General features: G+C 55.5%; 16 protein-coding genes. 10 read left to right on the plus strand and 6 right to left on the minus strand.

Annotated features, from left to right (window positions below; translation table 11 throughout):
- The first annotated feature begins 379 nt into the window (after positions 1-379).
- From BW43_RS20665 to BW43_RS27940, 7 genes are all read left to right on the plus strand, one after another.
- On the plus strand, positions 380-1,447 hold the full coding sequence (locus BW43_RS20665) for a nucleotidyltransferase family protein (protein WP_032885376.1): 1,068 nt from the start codon (positions 380-382) through the stop codon (positions 1,445-1,447).
- Positions 1,448-1,472: 25 nt separating this feature from the next.
- A complete protein-coding gene (locus BW43_RS0127320) occupies positions 1,473-1,889 on the plus strand; it encodes a hypothetical protein (RefSeq protein WP_032885377.1) in 417 nt (138 codons plus the stop codon).
- A 223-nt stretch (positions 1,890-2,112) separates the two neighbouring features.
- Positions 2,113-3,666, plus strand: a complete 1,554-nt coding sequence (locus tag BW43_RS20660; protein ID WP_032885378.1) for a hypothetical protein — start codon at positions 2,113-2,115, stop codon at positions 3,664-3,666.
- 5 nt (positions 3,667-3,671) lie between these two features.
- Positions 3,672-4,523 carry an ABC transporter permease gene (locus tag BW43_RS20655; RefSeq protein WP_032885379.1) on the plus strand — a complete coding sequence of 284 codons (852 nt, stop codon included), beginning with the start codon at positions 3,672-3,674 and terminating at the stop codon, positions 4,521-4,523.
- A complete protein-coding gene (locus BW43_RS20650; protein WP_032885380.1) occupies positions 4,520-5,920 on the plus strand; it encodes an ABC transporter ATP-binding protein in 1,401 nt (466 codons plus the stop codon). Before BW43_RS20655 ends, BW43_RS20650 begins: the two co-directional genes overlap by 4 nt.
- A gap of 3 nt (positions 5,921-5,923) precedes the next feature.
- Positions 5,924-7,126: a hypothetical protein gene (locus BW43_RS20645; protein WP_155989946.1), complete on the plus strand. Its 1,203-nt coding sequence runs from the start codon at positions 5,924-5,926 to the stop codon at positions 7,124-7,126.
- Between the two features lie 3 nt (positions 7,127-7,129).
- Positions 7,130-8,833 (plus strand): right-handed parallel beta-helix repeat-containing protein, encoded by a 1,704-nt coding sequence (locus BW43_RS27940; RefSeq protein WP_050442812.1) that lies wholly within the window; start codon positions 7,130-7,132, stop codon positions 8,831-8,833.
- 51 nt (positions 8,834-8,884) lie between these two features.
- Here the strand turns inward: BW43_RS27940 and BW43_RS28205 are convergent, their stop codons facing one another.
- Positions 8,885-9,877, minus strand: a complete 993-nt coding sequence (locus BW43_RS28205; protein ID WP_233897005.1) for a glycosyltransferase family 2 protein — start codon at positions 9,875-9,877, stop codon at positions 8,885-8,887.
- Positions 9,878-10,365: 488 nt separating this feature from the next.
- Between BW43_RS28205 and BW43_RS20640 the strand changes: the two genes are divergently transcribed.
- Positions 10,366-12,174: a monovalent cation:proton antiporter-2 (CPA2) family protein gene (locus tag BW43_RS20640; RefSeq protein WP_032885382.1), complete on the plus strand. Its 1,809-nt coding sequence runs from the start codon at positions 10,366-10,368 to the stop codon at positions 12,172-12,174.
- A gap of 72 nt (positions 12,175-12,246) precedes the next feature.
- Positions 12,247-12,801, plus strand: coding sequence for a hypothetical protein (locus BW43_RS20635; protein WP_032885383.1), 555 nt, complete (start codon positions 12,247-12,249; stop codon positions 12,799-12,801).
- 68 nt (positions 12,802-12,869) lie between these two features.
- Here the strand turns inward: BW43_RS20635 and BW43_RS20630 are convergent, their stop codons facing one another.
- Genes BW43_RS20630 through BW43_RS20615 form a run of 4 tightly spaced genes read right to left on the minus strand, consistent with a single transcriptional unit; the run spans position 12,870 to position 15,553 of the window.
- Positions 12,870-13,589, minus strand: a complete 720-nt coding sequence (locus tag BW43_RS20630) for an alpha/beta hydrolase (protein ID WP_032885384.1) — start codon at positions 13,587-13,589, stop codon at positions 12,870-12,872.
- Between the two features lie 11 nt (positions 13,590-13,600).
- On the minus strand, positions 13,601-14,356 hold the full coding sequence (cobF, locus tag BW43_RS20625) for a precorrin-6A synthase (deacetylating) (RefSeq protein WP_032885385.1): 756 nt from the start codon (positions 14,354-14,356) through the stop codon (positions 13,601-13,603).
- 9 nt (positions 14,357-14,365) lie between these two features.
- A complete protein-coding gene (locus BW43_RS20620) occupies positions 14,366-14,956 on the minus strand; it encodes a histidine phosphatase family protein (protein ID WP_032885417.1) in 591 nt (196 codons plus the stop codon).
- Between the two features lie 51 nt (positions 14,957-15,007).
- Positions 15,008-15,553 (minus strand): DUF4865 family protein, encoded by a 546-nt coding sequence (locus BW43_RS20615; RefSeq protein ID WP_032885386.1) that lies wholly within the window; start codon positions 15,551-15,553, stop codon positions 15,008-15,010.
- A gap of 93 nt (positions 15,554-15,646) precedes the next feature.
- Between BW43_RS20615 and BW43_RS20610 the strand changes: the two genes are divergently transcribed.
- The gene (locus BW43_RS20610; RefSeq protein ID WP_032885387.1) at positions 15,647-16,513 is read left to right on the plus strand and encodes a LysR family transcriptional regulator; all 867 of its coding nucleotides are present in this window, start codon (positions 15,647-15,649) and stop codon (positions 16,511-16,513) included.
- Between the two features lie 51 nt (positions 16,514-16,564).
- On the opposite strand, the gene BW43_RS20605 is transcribed toward BW43_RS20610, so the two are convergent.
- Positions 16,565-17,542 (minus strand): LysR family transcriptional regulator, encoded by a 978-nt coding sequence (locus BW43_RS20605; protein WP_032885388.1) that lies wholly within the window; start codon positions 17,540-17,542, stop codon positions 16,565-16,567.
- Positions 17,543-17,568: the final 26 nt, after the last annotated feature.

The following is a 17,568-nucleotide window of genomic DNA, read 5'->3' on the forward strand; positions in this document are numbered from 1 at the left end:
GGAGGCTCCCATTACTTTACGCCAAGGGAGCTTTGCCAGGATCAATCACGAGCCGCCTGAAAAGCGTCTCGCAAGAAATCGGTGAGCATGCATCCCTGCAATGATTGGCTGATCATACCAGCTCAAAGAGCGCCGAAAAACATCCCTCGCCACTCTTCCTACAAAAAGCAGCATAAGTGGCTTACGTTGCGCATGCGTGAACCGCACACTGATCACTCTTGTTGACTTACGAGACCTGTCGTGTAGGCTTATTGCGCCCCTGTTTAACAGCTGCGGCTGCGCTACAGTTCGGCTGTTCAAAATATTCGGAGCAATATAGATACAGTAGACAGGGACGCTCTGCTCCGAGGCACTCCAGTCAGATTAGGAAGTCGATAAAGTGAAGGATTGGAGAGATACCGTAGTCTCGCCCAACACTCCGTTGCGCGAAGCGATTGTTCGCATCGACGCCTGCGGGATGCAAATGGCACTGGTGTTGGATGATGACGAAAAACTGGTCGGGTTACTCAGCGACGGTGACGTCCGCCGAGCAATCCTTAAGGAAGTCCATCTGGAGACGCCGGTTGCCGAAGTGATGAACGAGGCGCCGCAGACTGCTCACGCAACATCTTCCAGCAACGAACAATTGAACCTGATGCGCCGAGGTGTTTTACACCATCTGCCGCTGCTGGATGATGAACAGCGCGTGGTGGGTTTAGCCACGCTCGATGCCCTCACGGGAATACTTGAGCGCCCAAACTGGGTGGTGTTAATGGCTGGCGGCCTGGGACAACGCCTGCGCCCCCTGACAGAGCACTGCCCAAAACCGATGCTGATGATTGCCGGAAAGCCCATATTGGAGTGCATTCTGGAGAGTTTCATCGAGCAAGGATTTCGCAACTTCTTTCTCTCCGTCAACTACCTCGCTGAAGTGGTACGCAACCACTTTGGGGATGGCAGCAAATGGGGTGTGCGAATTCGTTACCTGGAAGAAAACAAACGACTAGGTACGGCAGGCGCCTTGTCGCTACTGCCCAAACGCCCCGAGCACCCTATTCTGGTGATGAATGGCGATCTCTTGACTCATGCGCGTTTCGACGACTTGTTGCAGTTTCATGAAGATCACAACGCCGAAGCCACAATGACAGTACGCGAGTACGACTTTCAGGTGCCCTACGGGGTTGTGAAGGTCGATGGTTCAGCCATTACCGGCATTGATGAAAAACCGATACACAGTTTTTACGTCAATGCCGGAATCTACGCCATTTCACCCTCGGTGCTCGACCAGATTCCCGAAGGTACCTTTTACGACATGCCCACCATGTTCGAGGACTTGATCGCATCCAAAAGAGCCACTGCGGCATTTCCCCTGCGTGAGTACTGGCTCGACATTGGTCGTATCGAAGAATTCGAACGAGCACAACACGAATGGTCTGCGCAAAAAACCGAAAGGCAGCCTGCAAACTAACGCCAAACAGCACAGTGAATTTTCCATGAAAAAAATGCTTTTGCTTCTGACTATTTTGACCGCCACCGCTGGCAGCCTTGCTGGCTGCGATCAAGCCTCCGACAAACAAGCGCAGGCTCTCGGCAGACCAGCCAAAGCGGCCCCTGCAGTAACCCTTGAGAATCAGGCGCTTGAACTCGCACTGTCCTCGCCTGAAGGCGCTGCACAACTGGCCGCGAAGTCTCCGGAAACCGTTGCCGTCGCTGCAATGCAAGCGTCCGAAAAAGCGCTGTCTGAAATCAAGTCCTCGCCAGAGTCGGCAATGCTGAGGCTTAACGCCTACGTAGAGCTTGCATCGGCCGCCTCTGCAGCAGCTCCACAGTCGCAAGTTGCGAAAGACGCAGCCCAAAAGGCTAAGAGCGCTAAATTGCGTGCCACAGCGGCAATCAAGGATGCTAAATAGATAGCAATCCATCCAAAAAGTGTTGCGGTCGAGCGGGCGCTCACGCTGAGTGACCCGACTTCGACGGCACAACGAATTGTGCATAAGGTTGACGGGAACGCTCAAAGGCCTGCAAGCCGTGCTTTTTGAGAAAGAATTCCTACTCTATTTTTTCCAACACGTAACGACTTCATTAGCTTAGCGACGGAGATGTCAGGACGATGCACGCAACAAAAGGTGAGGAATGAAATTGGGCTCTCCACTCCCTGGCAAAAATGTGCTTTTTGTCGTAAACGAAGCCGGGGAGTTCGTCGAGCTTCGCCGTGTCGCAATAGCTGCCAAGACGGCTGGTTACGACGTCAGCTTCCTTTTCGTACAAGCGGGCTATATCAACCTCAAGCCTGACCGTGCGTTTTGCCGCATGAACGGCTTCGGTGCTTATTACCCAGGGCGCCCGCTGAAGCGCTCTCCACTGTCGATAAAGTATGAAAAAATCGCGAAGGAGCTTGAAAACGGTTACATACCTCACTCCTTGGTGCAAAAGACCAATCCCAAAGGTCGTGCATTTACATGGGCCGGCCTTGTTCTAACGACAGTGCTCAGTCCATTTTTCAAGCTGCATGACTTCGCCACTCGCTCCAAGCAAAAGCGCGCCGAAAAAGCCAACAGCAAAAGTTTCCAGCCGTATAACTACGCGCGCCAGTTGTACAACGTCCTCAAGCCTTCAATGGTGGTTTTCGGTCAGGAATTCCCAGGATCGGTGAATACCCTGCTGACGAAAATCTGCAACAAAGATAACGTCCCAACACTGATCGTCCCGTTCGCCGTAGGCACGGCCAAAGAAATGGTCGAAAGCCTTTCCGACAAACCGATGTACGAAGCGGACAGGAATATCCTTAACAAACTTGCAGCGTTTCTGTTTCCACACTGGGTCAACTACTACGCCTCGAAGAAACTCCTTCGCCTGCCCGGTCAGCACATATTTTTGCTGGAAGCCTTCGGTTTTGCGCCGGAACATCCTTGGATCCCTAACAACAGCAGCGTCACCTGTATCGCCGTCGAAAGCCCGGAAATGGAGCGTTACTATCGCCGTATGCTATTCCCGGAGCACCAGTTGCGCTTGACGGGGGCTGCATACGACGACGTTATGCATGCCGCACGAGAGTCGCAAACCGCCCGCGAGCGCATTTTCCGACGACTGCGTCTGGATCCTACCAAGCCTTTGCTCGTCTGTGCCTGGCCCACCGACCAATATGGCTCACGCAGCATCCCAATGGAGTTCCAGGACTACAAGTCACTTTGCAAGGCCTGGGCAAAAGCCCTCGCAAGCGTCAGTCGCTTTACTGATTTCAATGTGATAATTCGTCCACACCCCGTCACCGACCCCGAGCTTTTGAGTGAAGTCCTCAGGCCCTATCGCCTGCATCACCGGGTGACCGATATCGACACACTTGAACTCGTTCCCGCGTGCGACCTGTTTGTCGCGTGCGTGTCGTCCACGCTGCGCTGGGCCACGGCATGTGGAATTCCAGCCATCAACTACGACTGCTATGACTACGGCTATACCGACTTCGATAACGCGAAAGGCCTTATTACGACCAACCGCTACAGCGTATTCCAATCGAGTCTGGAGCAATTGACTGACAACAAGGAAGCGTACGCCGAGGCACGAGCCAATCAAATTGAATGTGCTCATGAATGGGGCCTGCATGACGGTAAATCGATGGCGAGAATTATCAAGCTGTTCGACGAACTGACAAGCGCTCAGCCTCTCTCCACCCCCTCAACCAGAACCTGACCCTAATGAGTACCGAAGAAAAAATCCGCCCGCCGCTCAAGGAAACGGTTGTCAACAATTCCCGCCGTTTCGACCTTCGCGGACTGATCAGAACCCTATGGGATTTTCGATTACTGTTGTGGGTGTTCTGCAAGCGGGATCTGAAGGGACGTTACACACAAACGATATTCGGATTGGGGTGGGTCGTTCTGACCCCACTCATTACCGTTGGCGTATTCGTTATCGTGTTCGGCATCATGGTCAAGGTGCCAACTGATGGGCTCCCCACCATTATGTTTTACCTGGTGGCGGTCATACCCTGGTACGCCTTCATGAACGTCCTCAACCCCTCGGTTCAGATGATTGAAGGCAACGCAGGCCTGATCACCAAAGTCTACTTCCCTCGCCTCCTCATTGGCGGGGCTTACGCCGTAGGCGCCGCCGTTGACTTCCTGATCGCCTACACGTTGCTGATTACGCCTTTCGCCATTATCTATGACGTTTGGACAATTCAGTTGCTGCTCATCATGCCGTTGCTACTGGCCTGTACACTCATGACAGGCCTGGGCATAGGCCTGATGCTCGCGCCTTTAAATGCCAAGTATCGAGACGTAAAACACTTGGTACCCTTGGCCTTACAACTTTTTTATTACTCAACACCTGCTATTTACCCGGTCTCGGCTGTCCCGCCTTGGGCTAAACCCTGGTATGCAGTCAACCCACTCTCGCTGGTGATTACCGGTTACCGTGACGCCATGCACGGCCACTGGCCCGCACAATCCACCCTGCTTACGCTCATTGCCATTGCAGTGACTTGCTTCTCGGTTGGCGTGTTTATATTCCAGCACTTCGATAAAAATGTGGTAGACACCCTATGACATGGGCTATTCGTTGCGAGAACGTTTCCAAACTTTATCGGATTGGCAAGTCCAACGTTACCGCCGCCGAAATGATCAATATGCGTATTCGGTGGATGCTCGGCCGAGTGATTAACCCGCTGCAAAAGTCGAAAACTGCGAAACCGGTGGAAACCACTCACGAATCGCACACCATTCTCGACGCCATGCAGACCCAAGATGCGCCACCCAACCATTTCTGGTCTCTGAAGGACGTGGACCTGGAGATAAAGCAAGGTGATCGAGTCGGTATTATCGGTCCCAACGGTTGTGGCAAAAGTACACTGCTAAAGATCTTGTCCAGAATCACGTCGCCCTCCCATGGCGGCTTTCGATTCCGTGGACGATTGATCAGCCTTCTGGAGATCGGAACAGGATTTCACGGCGATCTCAGTGGCCGCGAAAACATCTACCTGAACGGCTCGATCATGGGCATGAAACCTCAGGAAATCAGCCGTCGTATCGAGGAAATTATCGAGTTCTCGGAACTCGGCGAACTGATTGACACGCCGGTGAAGCGCTATTCCTCAGGCATGTATGTGCGCCTCGCCTTTTCCGTAGCGGCCCACCTTGAATCCGAGATTCTCATCGTCGATGAAGTGTTGGCGGTAGGTGATGCTGCGTTTCAGAGACGCTGCACCGAAAAAATGCTTCAAGTAGCCGACCAGGGACGCACACTGCTGTTTGTCAGCCACGACATGGATGCTGTCAACCGCATTTGCAATAGAGCCGTACATATGGCTCACGGCCGCATTGTTAACGACAGCAAAATCGAACTGCCGAAAAGCGTCGAAGACAAACAAATTTCTACGCAAAGTGTCTCAGACATCACCCGCTCTTATATACGCTCAGGCATTCAACTGACACCGGCAGTGACGTGGGCTGAGGCCAACGCGCCGCTGTTTGACGACTGCGTAAGACTCGACTCGATCATGGTTCTTGATCAAAACGGCAATCCGAGTCCCGAATTTGACGTGAAGGAAGAGTTTGTTATCGAAGTCAAGTTCACGGTTCTTGAGGCGAAATGGCCGATTAATGTGCACCTGCACCTGAAGGACTTGGCGGGCCATTATGTACTGGTGAGCATGGACAACCTGTACACCGGCACGGATGTCAGGGCCGTGGGCCAACATATCGAGCGTTGCACTGTTAAGTCGCCGTTGCTCAATGTTGGAGACTATCGTGTCGATGTCGAACTGTGGCCTGGCGCTGAAATCGATCACCGGATCATGAAGCAGGCGGTCATCAGCTTCACGGTTGCCGATGACAGTGAACCCACCGGAGTTCGTGGGAACTGGCCCAACGCATGGCCCAACTGCATGGTGCGGCCTCACCTATCGTGGGATGTTGATTTGCCCGTAAACCGTCAGGCGCGCTAGTCAGTGATCGTGGACAATGCACACACTCTTTCCCCCGCATCCGCGGGGAAAGAGGTCATTTTGATCTCGTCTCCACATCAACTTTTACATGCTCTCTGCGCGCTTCGTTTCGATAGAGAATCCAGGAATATTGCAAGAGAAACCCCGGCCACTCTAGTGCTGTGGTCCTATCAACTGATGGACCACTCGCCGAACTCAAAAAGTCGGCAATTTTTTGATGCCGCACTCAAAAGCTTCCCGTTCATCACCGGAGTGCTGCCATCACTGAAGGAACGTAAAGGACCGCTCTCCGCTTACCGAAAATTGTCAAAACGTGCAGAGTGGCTCAGGGAGTATTTGAACATCACTCCTGGAGAATGTGCCGCGTTTTATTACTCGCACGATGCCAGCTCCGAACATACTGCGCAGGCATTCATGCAGGCTCTATCAGCAAAACGAAATATTTGTTATGGAGACTCCCCTGGCTTTCTCTATCCAAATATAAAGCCCCCTGCGCCGACTTTTGATATCAGCCTTCGCGGGCTGAAGCATTTTTTTTGGTTCACCCGCGTCAACATCGCCGCCGAATGGATTGCAGCAGAGACGGCGTTGACCGTGATCGATTTTGATGACCTGGACCGCACCCTTCCCCACCCTAAGCACACCATCATACCTACCGAAATCCTCGTACAGACGCTCACCACGCTGAAGCAGTTTTTCGCGCCTGTACTCCAGCTTGAACAGGAAATTGGTGCAAGGTCGAAAACAGAACCTACTTGGGTGCTCATCCTCAGCAACTTCACGAGCAGTAAATTGACGAGCGAGTCGGATGAGCTCGAATTGTATGTCCAGATCTGCAGTGAGCACGTATTACCGGGCGGGACAATTTACATTAAAAAGCATGCGGGCACGCCTGCTGTCTTCGTCACGCAGTTATTACGGCGTCTTGAAAACTATAACGCAAAGAAACTTCCTGACAGCCTGGATTGCTTGCCTATTGAGTTTCTAAGTCAAGTACTCGAAACGTGCGGCATTATTTCCGTTTCATCAGCATCAGCGCTGTTGAGTTTATTGCAAGCCCCTAATCTAATTCACGCACTCACTGCAGAAAACATAGACATGTTCTTCAGGCCAGCCCATAAAGAATATATGACCATCGCAAACAAACAAATACTAAAAAAACTACATATGCCACAGCTGCACTTCCCCCAACATCTTAAGAACTAAATAATGCTCCGTCTCAATATAAAAAACGCTACCCTCGCATTTATTACGGTAATGATAGCCTTCACTACTCCAACGCTAGTGATTGCCCAGTCCGAGGAGGCAGACAACTCTACCACCCTCATTGGAAGCGTTCCCTACACCATTAGCAAGCCAGGAAACTATAAGCTGGAACGATCGCTACAGAGCGACCGCAACGGCATTGAAATTCTTGCCAGCAACGTCACCATCGACCTTGATCAACATACAATCAATGGCCCCACTGAAGGTGACAATACCGGATTCGGTATTTTTTCATTCGGCCAAAGTAACATCACCATAAAAAACGGGTTTATTCGCGGCTTTCAGTACGGCGTTTATCTTTCCGGGTTTTCTGACCTCGCCACCCACTCTTCAATGTTGGAAGGGCGCAATCACTTAGTCAACCGTATGGATATTCGCTTTAGCACATTCAGAGGAATTAGGGTTGAGGGCGAGAAGTCGGTGATCTCCGACAATGTGATCTCAGACATCGGCGGGGATACTACCATTGAAAACGCATACGCCATGGGTATCGAAACCTATGGAAAGGATATCCGAATTCAAAACAACAGCATCATGGAAGTAAGAGGCCAAGGGATTCAGGATATAGGTGAGGGCGTAGGGATTTCACTCTCCCGATATGGCGAAGGCAGCGTTGTGGACAATAACAAGGTCGCTAACCGCGAGCTCGAAATAAGCAGCGACTCTCCCGCCTGGCAGAGCAGATCAAGGTCAACTTACGGCATATGGGTAGGTGGCGATGGCATTCAAGATGTTGTCATCAGTAACAACACCGTCAACAACTTTAAACAGGGCATAACGTTCAAGCGATCTGAGTCGGGCTCTTTCTCTGGCAACCGGGTTACCAACGCGTTTATCCCTTATTACCTCCCCGACAATCATGAAAGAACAAGAGTGGTAGATCTAGGAGGCAACACATCGGATGAACAGACTCTTGAATTGAAGCCTGGGAGGGCAACGCCGGGCCAGATCGAAACCGTGGAGCCCCCTTACCTCACCTATCTTTCTCCCCTGCATCGTCATTCCAATCCTGCCTTTCTTCCTCGGCCAAACCCGACCAATGGCGACGATATCATCATTGGAATTGGCGAACGGAACATGGTCGATTATTGGTCCCCAATCGACCCAAGCAAACCCGACAACCCTGTATTCATTGATCTGATGGCAGGACGAGCGACTGGTGGCGGTGGCAACGACCGTCTGATCAACATTCGCGGTGCGCAGGGCTCCCCCTACGACGACATCATCCTCGGCGATGACCACGATAACTTGCTGGCTGGCGGAAGCGGCAACGATCGTATTGAAGGCAGGGAAGGAAATGACTATCTCTACGGCGATGACGGAGATGACGAGCTTTTTGGCGGCCCAGGCGATGATGTTCTCGATGGTGGTGCCGGCAACGATATTCTGTGGGGTGGCCCGGGCGCTGATACTTTCATTTTCTGGAAAGGAAGTGGCGGCGGAGAAACTATCATTGGAGACTTTTCAGGCAGTGCCGGCGAGCAAGATAAAATTGACCTTGCAGGTATTGTAGCGACCTTCGAAGAAGTCATGGATGCGTCGGTACAGATGGGCGACGACCTGCTTATCACGCTTAACGAAGATGACTCAATCTTGCTGCTCAATATAAAGAAAGAAGACCTCTCCCCTACCGACTTCATCTTCTGACATAAACATGCAACTATCAGGCGCTTACCGACAGGTTCGCGCCGCCTTTTTTTATACGCGACGCATAATGACCGCAACTATCAAACCAAGATTCCCCAACAGCGTCTGACGATATACTCCCGAGCCTATAAAACCCCAAAACCGTGCTAATAATCTATTCTTTCTGGCCTTGGTAAAACGCTCAAGAGTCGTTCTGTTTTCCGCTGTAAACCGATGACTGATTACCTGCAATGAAATAATATTGTTATCAATCCAACCCTGATAACGTCCGCGCCACAGTTCCTTTGCACGCTTACTATTGTTAAGAAACCCACGATTGGTACCAATGCAGTTCAAACTGTGCTGACGATAAAGTACTGTGGGTGTCTCATCATAATAAATTCGACCATTACAACCGCTGACAATCATGTATGCCCACCAATCGTGAGATGCCACGGGCACACTATCGCCTGCCTCACGAATCAGATCCATCAAGGCCTGATTGAAAACCATGGTATTTCCACCTGCAATATTTTGAACGAGCGCGTTCTTAAAAGTTGCTGGTTTTAAAAAGAAGGGGGAGAAGCCAATACTTTGACCATGCTCATCAATTAGTTCCGTGCGTGAACAATAAAGGGCCGGCACGGAACTATCACCACTGGCGAGCCACTCTACTGCGATCTGGAGTTTATTCTCATTCCAAATATCGTCCTGATCGCACCATGCATAATAGTCGGCTTTTACGTCGGCGCGACAACTGACAGATAAAAAGTTTCTAGCAAACCCTTTTACTGGACCATCAGTTAGTTCAATACACTCATGCCCCAAGCGCTCAATTTCGGCTGTAACAATGGATTGCGTAGCATCACTCGATCCATCGTCAGAAACATAGACTTTAACGTTCTTATGGGTTTGACGATAAATTGAAGCTATTTGCTCTTCAAGGAAGCGCTCACCATCTCTCGTGCATAATAATACGGCGACAGAAGCAATAGCAGCCAAGCCCACACCATCCATTGGTAAGTCATTGGAATCTAAACCCTTTGAAACCCTGTCTACAGTCACGTTTCGTAAATCCCCTAAATCTAAGTATCAGTTCCGATAGCAATAAAAATTAGCGCCTCACAAAACGAGAGTACTTTCGAGCTAGTTTTCGGCGTTAAAGCCAGCGCCGCCATCCATACAAAGCGCCACTATCGCATATCAGAAAAATCTGATCTCGAATTGGTATTTTCCACGCCAACTGTAGGATTGTCTATCCTACTTCGAGTAAAAATCGACTTTCTAACACATTTCAAATTGCCACTAGTCAAATGCTTATCAGCTGTCGCGCAGAAAATACCTGGCAGATACGGCAGCAGATCTTGTTAGACGAAACAGCATCCGCCTTCAAAAATTTTATGAATTGAATCCGAATGATATTTTTGGGTTCCCTGTAAATGAGAGTTCCGTCCAGCATTCATTGATATCTGCCTCAAAAATACAATTTTCAAAATGTAAAAAGCGCTCTAATACACGCCTGATGACTGGTTTTGAAGATCCTGGAGTTCGCAATGCCCCATGAAGGCAACCTGTTACAAGCAGCCGTGGTGTTCCTGCTCGCGGCCGTGCTGACCGTGCCCCTGGCCAAGCGCCTGCAATTGGGCGCGGTGTTGGGCTATCTGTTTGCTGGTGTGATCATTGGTCCATCGGTGCTGGGCCTGATAGGCAACCCGCAAAGCGTGGCGCAGTTTTCGGAGCTGGGAGTGGTGTTGCTGCTGTTCATCATTGGTCTGGAACTGTCGCCCAAGCGACTGTGGGTGATGCGCAAGGCGGTGTTTGGTGTCGGCCTGGCCCAGGTGCTGTTGACCGGGCTGGTCATGGCCGCAGTGGCGCTCTGGGTATTTGGCCAGGCCTGGAACAGCGCCATCGTGCTGGGCCTGGGCCTGGCGCTGTCGTCCACCGCGTTTGGCCTGCAAAGCCTTGCCGAGCGCAAGGAGCTCAACCAGCCCCACGGCCGGCTGGCGTTTGCCATCCTGCTGTTCCAGGACATCGCGGCCATCCCGCTGATCGCCATGGTGCCGCTGCTGGCCGGCAGCGACCACCCGACCACCGAAGCCCAGGGCGTGCAACACGTCCTGCAGATCCTCGGCAGCATCGCTGTGGTGATCATTGGCGGGCGCTACCTGCTGCGGCCAGTGTTTCGCATCGTCGCCAAGACTGGCCTGCGCGAAGTGTCCACTGCCACCGCGCTGCTGGTAGTGATCGGCACAGCCTGGCTGATGGAACTGGTGGGCGTGTCCATGGCCCTCGGCGCCTTCCTCGCCGGCCTGCTGCTGGCGGATTCGGAATACCGCCACGAACTGGAATCCCAGATCGAACCGTTCAAGGGCCTGTTGCTGGGACTGTTCTTTATCAGCGTGGGCATGGGCGCCAACCTCAGCCTGTTGCTCAGCTCGCCCCTGGTAGTGATCGGCCTGACCCTGCTGCTGATTGGCCTCAAGCTACCGCTGCTGTACGCCGTGGGCCGGATGGTGGGAGACCTCAATCGCGAAAGCGCCCTGCGCCTGGGCGTGGTACTGGCCGCCGGCGGTGAATTCGCCTTCGTGGTGTTCAAGATCGGCCGCGACCAGGGCCTGTTCGAACCCCATCTCTACGACATCCTGGTGCTGACCATCACCCTGTCCATGGCCGTGACGCCGCTGCTGTTGCTGGTGTGCCCGAAGCTGTTCAAGCCCAAGGTCAAGCCGGTGGAAGTGCCCGAGGAGTACCGCGCCATCGAAAGCGATGCGCCGCGTGTGGTCATCGCCGGCATGGGCCGTATGGGCCAGATTGTGGCGCGGATCCTGCGCGCCCAGAACATCTCGTTCATCGCCCTCGACACCTCGGTGGAAACCATCGAACTGACCCGCAGTTTCGGCGGCATGCCGGTGTTCTACGGCGACCCGCAGCGCCCCGAGATCCTGCACGCGGCCAAGGTCGACCAGGCCGAGTTCTTTGTGATCGCCATGGACGACCCGGAGATCAACATCAAGACCGCCGAGCTGGTGCGCACCCTCTACCCGCACATGAAAATCATCGCCCGCGCACGTAACCGCCAGCATGTGCACCGCCTGGTGGACCTGGACGCCTCGCCCGTTCGCGAGACGTTCTACTCCAGCCTGGAAATGAGCCGCCGCACCCTGGTAGGTCTGGGGCTGACCCAAGCCCAAGCTGATGCGCGCATCAACCGGTTCAAGAACCACGACCTGCAAGTACTCGCTGCCCAGCACGCGGTGTACGACGACGCAGCCAAAGTGATGCAGACCGCCCAGGAAGCCCGTACGGAACTGGCGCGGCTGTTTGAGATGGACAGACTTGAGGAAGAGTCCGACAAGGTGTGAGGCTAGCGATGAACGATCTTGCGAATTTTCTGACAGAATACGGCGCAATTTCGTTCATCCCTGGAGCGCTTCATGGCCACTTTCACCAAGACCGCCGCCCTGCTGGCCCTCGCGCTTACCGCCGGCAGCGTATTCGCCGCTGCCAAGCCGACCGTGCAAACCATCTCCACCTTGGGCGGCAAGTTCACCTTCAGCCTGCCCAAGGCCTACACCGCCGACACCCTGCCGTCGGGTAAGGCTGAAGATGGCACTGCCGACACCCAAGGCACGATGTACGCCAACAAGACCACGAAAAGTGTAGTGATCGTCGCCGAAACCGTGCGTAACGACGGGGTTAGCATTAAGGACAACGACCCACAATTCCTCGACGGCGCCGTGGCCGGCTTCGTCAAGGACCAGAGCGCCGCCCTGCCAGACTTCAAAAAACAAAGTGAGAAAAAACTGACTTTCAAGGGCCTAGGCCTCCGCCAGGTAGACAGCACCGCCACCCAAGGCGGCGGTAAAACCTTGAACTCCACATTCCTCGGCGGTTCAGGCAATCACCTGCTGGTGATCCAGGCGATTTCACGGGCCGATGATGCAAAAGGACATGCTGAACTGGTGAAACAAATCACTGGCGGCAAGTAACCAGCAGTCCTGACGACGCCAATCAAAAGTGGAAGGGGCATGCCCCCTCCCACATTTGTTCAACGCGCTCACTTCAAATTCGTTTCCAACCAGGCCTTCAGGTCTTGCACTTCCGTCTCACTGACGGTGTGGTTCATCCCTGGATAGCCATGAAACTCCGGCTTCAACCCCAGCCCCACCAACACCTCATTCGCCCGCGTCGCCGACGCATACGGCAGCGCCTGGTCCAGGGTGCCATGGCCGATAAAGATCGCCAGTTTGTCCAGACGCTCGTCCGGCTTGAGCTCAGCCTTGAGCACCGGCAGCAGGCTGCCACTCAGTGCCGCGATGCCGCGCACCAACTGCGGGTCACGTAAAGCCACCTCATACGTCATGATCGCGCCCTGGCTGAAACCTACCAAAAACACACGATCAGGCTGGGTGTGATACTTGACGGTGGCTTTGCCGACAAAGTCCCTGATCAGCGCAGCGCTGCTCTGCAAATCGGCCGTCACCCCATCGTAATCGCCGTCCCCCGGAGTCTTGGTAAACCAGCGGAAGCCATTGGGCTCCACCGGCATCGGCGCGCGGACCGACAGGTAGGTCCAAGTGGACGGCAGCGCGTCCTTGATCCCGAACAGGTCCTCCTCATTACTGCCGAACCCGTGCAGGAAAATCACCAGCGGCTCGTTGCGCGCATCGCTCTGGGTCTGTTCCAGGTACGCCAGCGGCAAATCGGTGTGCAACTCGGAATCGGCGTGAGCAACGCCAGCCATCAGGGTCAGCGCCAGGGCAAACAGTTTGAGCATGGGAAATGACCTCAGGGTTTGCGCAATAAATAGGTGTCCATGATCCAGCCATTCTCAAGGCGCGCCGCCTTGCGCACCCGCTCAATCTCTTCAGCCACTTCGCTGACTTTGCCGCTGATGAGGATTTCATCAGGCGTGCCCAGGTAGGCGCCCCAGTAAATATCGAGGCCCTGATCCGCCACCGTGCGGTAGGAATCTTCCGCGTCGAGCATGACCACCAGGGTGTCGGCATCGCTGGCCTGCCCCGCCGCCAGCCTGCGTCCCGTGGTGATTTCGACGGACTTGCCGATACGGTTCAGCGCCACCTTATGCTGGGCCGCCAAGGCCTGCACACTGGTGATGCCGGGGATCACTTCAAACTCGAACGTGCACCGGCCAGTGGCCAGGATCGCCTGCAAGATGCGAATGGTGCTGTCGTATAGCGCCGGGTCGCCCCAGGCCAGGAATGCGCCGACTTCGCCGTCGGCCATTTCCTCATTGATCATGCGCTCGAAGGTGGCCTGCTTGTCACGGTTGAGGTCCTGCACAGCGGTGGTGTAGTCGATATCGCCGCGCACACGCTCGGGGCAATCGGCCTCGACAAAGCGGTAGCCGGGCTCGGTGATGTAGGTCTCGCAAATCTCACGGCGCAGGTCGATCAACTTGTCTTTGCTCTGGCCCTTGTCCATCAGGAAAAACACGTCGGTGCGGTTCAGCGCCTTCACGGCCTGCATCGTGATGTAGTCAGGGTTGCCGGCGCCAATGCCGATGATCAGGATGCGTTTCATGGGTTGCTCTCATTGCGGGGCGTGGATTTTGCCATGTTCACGCGCCTGGGCGTGAGTTTCCAGGCGCAAGCGCCAGACCTTGTTGAAGCGAAGTTCAGTGGCCGACAACGCTTCGACGTCGATGAGGTAGAACATCGACAGCGGGAACTGCATGACGTACAGCAGTGCGGCGCGGATCACAAAGGGGTGCGTAATGGCGACCACATGGCCGGGTTGGGTTTCGAGGGATTTCATCCACTGCGCGACACGTGTGCAAACGTCATCCACCGACTCGCCGCCATGGGGTGCGCACGTGCTGTCAGTGAGCCAGGTGTTTAACTGATCGCCATTCAGTTGGCTGATGGCCTGGCCTTTCCACTGGCCGAAATCCGCGTCACGCAGGGCGTCTTCGATTCCTGCGTCATCGCCGAACAAGCCGGCTGTCTGCCGTGTACGCACTTCCGGCCCGCACAACAAACGCCGGGGTTTCTTATAACGCCCGGCGAGGGACAGCGCCGCGCCATGCCAATCCATCGCCACCGCCTCGTCGTCCGGAAAACGCCCGCGCTTTTGCAGAGGCGTGGCGGCATGGCAGATGAGTGTCAAACGGGTGGCCTGGATCACGGATTGTTTCAACGACAAGGATTAAGGCCACCAAGACTGGCGCAGTTATCACTGGGGCGCAACGCCTTGTGCCAGATAGAGCACCTGGTAGCCCGTGCCTGGGTGCTCGGCATCCAACGTTTTGGCCGACAGCGTAAACCGCACCAAGCGCCACGCTTGTACGTCCAGCGCGAGGAACACCGCGAACGTGTCGTTGCTATCCGCCAACTGCTGATTCCGTCGTTTCTCATCGGCCAAGATGCCCGCGCGGTCCACGCCAGGCGCCAGCGGCCGTTCCTCCCGATACAGACTCAGCGCGTTCTGCGCAGGGCCACGTTGTACATCCAGCGGCAGCCAACTCTCGATATGCGGACGACCGAAGCTGTCGAGCACTTTCTGGAAACGCTCCCCCAGCAAAAAGTCAGCGGCCTGCAACGGGTCGGCCCACAGGTACACCGAGGAATACACATTGCCGCCAGTCTCCTGGGCGATAAACGCCTTGAACAGCAACCCTTCAGCGTGATCCCACAACGGCCCCAACTGCGTGGCACGTCGGCGAATCACGTTCATGTCGTAATCGGCGGGTAAGCGGTGTGAATACTGTTTGGCGAACATCAGGAAGCTCCCAGGCAAGATGAGGTATCAGCTTGCGCATCCGCGATGATTTCAACAAGATATGACCGAATATAGGTGCGATAAGGATTTGATATGACTGACGCGCTCAAACCTCTGGACATCGACACCGTGCACGCCTTCGTACTGGTGGCCGATTTCGGCAGTTTCACCCGTGCCGCCGAGGCCCTCGACACTTCCCAGGCCGCGATCAGCCTTAAGCTCAAGCGCCTTGAAGAGCGCCTCGGCTATCGTCTGCTTGAGCGCACGCCACGGCATGTGCGGCTGTCGCCCCAGGGCGAGCAGTTCATCGTGGCCGCGCGTGCGCTGCTCAACGCCCATGAACGCGCGCTGGGCGACATGGGCACCCACGCACCGCGTCGCCTGGTGATCGGCATCAGCGACCATGTCGCCGGCCCGGACTTGCCGGCCTGGCTCAGCCGCCTGGCCGCCTATGACCCTTTGGTGATCCTCGAAGTGCGCATCGCCTCCTCCCGCGACCTGGTCGCGGCCTTCGATCGCAACGAGCTGGACGCGGTCATCGTGCGCAACGAGGGCGACCGCCAGGACGGCGAAGTCTTGGTGGTGGAACGCTTTGGCTGGTTCGCCGCGCCCACCTGGCAGCACAGCGCCGGCACGCCACTGCGCATGGCGACCATGGCCGCGCCCTGCGGCGTTCGCCACTTGGCCACACGCGCACTGGATGCGGCGTGCATCGACTGGACCGAAGTATTCGTCGGCGGCGGTGTGATGGCCGTGGGTGCGGCAGTCAGCGCCGGCCTCGGCGTCGCCGCCCTCGCCCACCGCGTGGCACCCGCTGGCGCGGTGGAGGTGAGCGAGCAATATGGGTTGCCGGCGTTGCCCGTCAGTGAAGTGGTGCTTTACAGCCGTATCAGTGACGCACGCTCCAGGGAAACGTTGCGCGCCCTGAGCGCAACCTTTCGTGGTGTGCTGCAACGGTGAAACCAGCCCCGCAATTCCTCTGCTACGGGCCATCTCATTGAACATGTGCAGTCAATCAAACCACTCGCGGCGGCCTTCGAACGTACTGACGATCAACGCCACAATCATCTGCACCGCCTCGGCATCCTGCACCTGTGCATTCACCGCCAGCCACACCTGGCGCTGCATGCTCTCGGCCAACAACCCCGGCAAGGCCACCAGACCTCGGTCGAAACTGCTCATGTAGTGCGGCAGCAACCCGATGCAGGCGCCGCAGCGGATCATCTCCAGCATCAGCGAATACGCATGCACCTGCACCACGGCGGCGAGGCGCTGCTCCACCACGTGGTTCCATGGCTGCAAGGCCTCGACCTGCGCATCGGGTTGCCATTGCACCAGCATGTAGTCAGCGAGGTCTTCCACGCTGTCCGGGCGCGTGGTCAGCCGCGAGTAGCGCTTGGCAATGTGCGGCAAGTACTGCAGGCGCGCCAGGGCCCTCGGCGGTTCGGTGACAAAGCCCGGGCCGGGCATCGGGCTGTCGCTGTCCGACAACCACACCACCACATCCACGTCCACCGCTTGCAGGGACAGTTGGCTGTCGATGGAGATGATCTCCAGGCGCACGCTGGCGTTGCGGCGCAGCAAGGCGATCAAATCGCGGCCGAGGATGTCATGCAGGATCGGTTCGGCCACCGCCACGCGGATCAGCGGCTGTTCCACCACCGGCAGGCGTCGTTCATGGGCCAGAGCGATCAGTTGCGCCTGCAATTGCTGGCCGTCCCGACTGAGCACCAGCCCATTGCCCTGGTAACTGAACAACACGTGGCGCAAGTGCTCTTCCAGTTGCGCCAGGCGCTTGCGCAGCAGCGTCGCCTTGATGTTCAGGCTGCGCGCCGCCTGCATAAAGCAGCCGCAGCGCGCGCTCACCAGAAAGTAGCGCGCCACCTCCGGGTCAATCTCATGGGCCAGGGCCAGCCAATGGCTGCGCGGCTCGGCCGCCGCGGGATAGGCGGCGGTGCCCTGAGGGCCGGACGGTTCCAGTAATGCCATTTGAGACTCCCTGTCTTGTTGGTCTG

The sequence above is a fragment of the Pseudomonas sp. RIT357 genome, assembly GCF_000632245.1.
Taxonomy (GTDB): domain Bacteria; phylum Pseudomonadota; class Gammaproteobacteria; order Pseudomonadales; family Pseudomonadaceae; genus Aquipseudomonas; species Aquipseudomonas sivasensis.